Raw genomic sequence first — 3,106 nt, forward strand, 5'->3', positions numbered from 1 at the left:
GGGCCGCGCCCAGGGCGGCGATGCGGTCGGCGTCGCCCACCAGGGTCACCTCGGCGATGCCCGCGCCGGCGGCGTGGACCGCCGCCTCGATGGTGTGCGGGTCGTGGCCCGCAGCCACGGCGACGCGGCGCGAGGGCTGGTCCTGCAGGGAGCGGACGAGCTGGTCGAGGCTGCGGATCGGGGTCATGACGTCGTCTCCTCGGGATCGCGGTCGGGGTCGTACACGCCGGGCACCTCGCGCCCGTTGAACACGCGCAGGGCGCCCTTGACCAGGGCGTACATCTCGTTCTCGCCGGGATAGGCCGTGACGCCGCAGCCGAGGGCCCTGACGCCGGCGGTGATGTCGCGCACGAGCATCCCGCTGCGGGCCAGGCCGCCGGTCAGCAGCACCCGGTCGACCGGGTCGCCGTCGAAGGCCGGCAGCAGCGCGGTGATGTTCTTGCAGATCTGGTACACCATCGCCTCGTACACCTCGCAGGCCGCGGGCTCGCCGTCGGCGACCCGCCGCTCGACCTCGCGGAAGTCGGCCGTGCCGAGCAGGTCGATCAGGCCGCCCTTGCCCTTGTTCAGCTTGAGCAGCTCCTCCTGGGTGTAGCGGCCGCTGAAGCAGAGCCGGATCAGCTCGCCCGTGGGCTCGGAGCCGCTGCGCTGGGGGCTGAAGGGCCCCTCGCCGTCGAGGCCGTTGTTCACGTCGATGTACCGCCCCCTGGCGTGGGCGCCGATGGTGATGCCGCCGCCCATGTGGCACACGATGAGGTTCAGGTAACGGTAGAAGGTCTCGTTCTCCTCGGCGTAGCGCCGCGCGGTGGAGATCTGGTTCAGGGCATGGCTGATGACCTTGCGCCGGATGGCCTTCATGCCCGTCACCTTCACGCGCTCGGGCGCCTCGTCGACCACCACCGGATCGACGATGAAGGCCGGCTTGTCCGTGCCCGCCACCAGCTCGTGGGCGATGAGCGCGCCGAGGTTCGAGGCGTGGTCACTGCCCGTGCCGCCGAGCAGGTCCTCGCGCATGCGCTCGTTCACGGCGTAGGTGCCGTGCCGGATGGGGCGCAGCAGCCCCCCGCGCCCGCTGATGGCGTCGAGGTCGGCGACGGCGATGCCGTGCTCGGCCAGGACGCGCAGGATCACGTCCTTGCGCATGGCGTACTGCTCGACGATGCGCCGGCCCTCGTACGGATCGAGCTCGGCGGCCGAGTGCTCGATCTCGGCGCCGAAGGCCTCCTGCTCGCCCTCGTAGACGGCGATCTTGGTCGAGGTCGAGCCCGGGTTGATGGCCAGGATGCGCGGCCGCGGGAAGAACGTGTCCTTGGGCGTGCGGTGCCAGTGGCCGAAGCGGTGCAGGCGCAGCACGCTGGCCTTGACGCCGAGGGCGACGTCGCCGGGGGTGGCGTCCATGGGCAGGTCGACGCCCTGGAAGCGCAGGCCGAACATGACGCTGAACTTGCGCGCCTCCGGAAAGCGCGTGGCGTAGAGATGGAAGAGCAGGTTGCCCGTGTCGAGGTTGGGCACGATGAGCACGTTCGTGCCGCCGACGAAGCCGGTCTCCTGGCCGCGCCGGTACAGCTTGGCCGAGCGCCGCGACAGGGCCACGGAGATCTTCACCTCGCCCTCGATGTGGATCGACGCGTAGCGTTCGCCGAGCCGGATGCGGTCGGCCAGCACCTCGGGCACCAGCTCGCTGGCCCGGCGCACGAGTTCGGGACTGGGCCCCTCGTCGCTGCCCTTGTTGGAGTAGGAGACCATGGCGCCGTTGATCACCGGCAGCACGTCCTCGGGGAAGAGGTCGCGCGCCACGGCGCAGGTGCCGACGGCCACGTTGGCCAGGGCCTCGGGCGTCATGGTGGCGTTCACGCCCACGTCGCCCACGACGACGATGTTGTGGGGGAAGATGTCCTGCGGGTGGCTGTCCGGCAGCACGATGACGCCGGCCTCGCACAGCACCTCCTGCTTGGCCAGCAGGCGGGTCATGGGCCGGAAGTAGTCCTTCGGCTCGTGGGTGATGCCGCCGACGACCATGTCGGCATGGCCCTGCCGGACGGCCATGATGCCGAAGCGGCAGGGGTCCGAGATGAGGCTGCGCGCCTCGTCCACGTCCTTCGTGCGGCTGATGTTCTCGGGCAGTTCGGTGCAGGCGCGGGCGAACTCGTCGAGCAGGTCGTGGCGCGCGGCCGGGTCGATGCACGCGCTCTCGGCCAGGGTGAACTCGACGCGGGTCGGGTCCAGGTGGCCCAGCTCGCGGTGGATGACGTCCTTGATCGTCTCCTCCGACGCCAGGAAGACCGGCCGGATGAAGCGCGGCAGGTGGCAGGCGGCCTCGATGACCCGCGGGTCGTCGGCCTCGGTGAAGATCACCGCCGGCCGGTTGCGGGCCACCGCGAGGATCTGTTTGTCGAGGGAAGACTCGATGTCGTACATTGGGTTCCTCCGGTGCGCACGCCTGCCGCGGCCACCCATGGCCGGATCGGGCGCTGCGAGACCCGATTCGTGATTTATTTAACAGATAATCTCGTCACTGCCTGCCCCGATGGCAAGGATCGCCGATGCCCTTCACGCCCCTGAGCCGACCCGACCCCCGCCTCGCCGACCTGATCGCCCAAGGCCTTGCCCGCTTTGGCGTTTACCCCACAGGGGCCGACGCGCGCTGGCTCCTGGTGGACGTGGCCGGCCAGCGGCTGATCCTGGTCGAGAGGGACCGGCCGCTCGGCGCCTGGCCGGTGTCCACGGCCCGGGCCGGAGTCGACGCCCGCCAGGACAGCGGCGGCACGCCCCCGGGCGCCCATCGCATCGCCCGGCGCATCGGGCTGGACGCCGCACCCGGCACCGTCTTCGTCAGCCGGGAGCCCACCGGTGAGACCTGGTGCCCCGGAGACCAGCCGCGGGACGACGACCTGATCCTGACCCGCGTGCTCACCCTCGACGGCTGCGAGCCCGGCGTGAACTCGGGTCCCGGCGTCGACAGCCTCGCCCGCTACATCTACCTGCACGGCACCAACCACGAGGACCGGCTGGGCGAACCGGTGTCCCACGGCTGCATCCGGCTGGGCAACGCCGACGTCGTCGACGTGTGCGACCGGGTGCGGGAAGGAGACCCCGTTGTCATCGT

General features: G+C 70.9%; 3 protein-coding genes. 1 reads left to right on the forward strand and 2 read right to left on the reverse strand.

The features are described 5' to 3' along the window. A partial coding sequence (locus tag KDM41_17680; protein ID MCB1185252.1) for a phosphate butyryltransferase occupies nucleotides 1–187 on the reverse strand: 187 nt, incomplete at its 3' end. Next, a complete protein-coding gene (buk, locus tag KDM41_17685; protein MCB1185253.1) occupies nucleotides 184–2,418 on the reverse strand; it encodes a butyrate kinase in 2,235 nt (744 codons plus the stop codon). The genes buk and KDM41_17680, both read right to left, overlap by 4 nt. A gap of 125 nt (nucleotides 2,419–2,543) precedes the next feature. Between buk and KDM41_17690 the strand changes: the two genes are divergently transcribed. After that, a partial coding sequence (locus tag KDM41_17690) for a L,D-transpeptidase (GenBank protein MCB1185254.1) occupies nucleotides 2,544–3,106 on the forward strand: 563 nt, incomplete at its 3' end.

Source organism: bacterium, from assembly GCA_020440705.1.
GTDB lineage: Bacteria > Krumholzibacteriota > Krumholzibacteriia > LZORAL124-64-63 > LZORAL124-64-63 > JAGRNP01.

What these genes read in the sequence shown, in the direction of transcription:
- buk (MCB1185253.1), bottom strand. Translation starts at nt 2,418, where the DNA reads ATGTACGACATCGAGTCTTCCCTCGACAAACAGATCCTCGCGGTGGCC.